This window comes from Oleiphilus sp. HI0123 (genome assembly GCF_001635315.1).
The window spans coordinates 1-253 of sequence record NZ_LWGE01000333.1 but is presented as its reverse complement, the minus strand read 5'-3'; the positions used below and the strand labels follow the sequence as shown (position 1 = coordinate 253).

At 41.5% G+C, this 253-nt stretch carries 1 protein-coding gene; it reads left to right on the top strand.

Annotated features, from left to right (window positions below):
- Window positions 1-68 precede the first annotated feature (68 nt).
- Window positions 69-253: hypothetical protein (locus tag A3761_RS03185; RefSeq protein WP_156491548.1), on the top strand; the 185-nt coding region annotated here is incomplete at its 3' end.

Sequence of the window (253 nt, the reverse complement as noted above, 5' to 3'; positions counted from 1 at the left end):
GGATCACCTCTCTCTGGATGGTGTGAGCTTGGGCTTACGCCAAAGTTTCTAGTTAAAAAGGACTTAATATGTGTTCAGTAAAAAAGATGACACGGGCTGTTTTACTTTTAGTTAGCTTTGTCTTAACAGCTTGTGGTGTGGGTAATGAGCAAACTTATATTCAAGCCGTTGAAGTCAACACTAAGAATTTGACCTCTATTTCTATTGTTTCCTCGAATGATCGCGTGCGTGAAGGGGAGACCGAGACATTCAC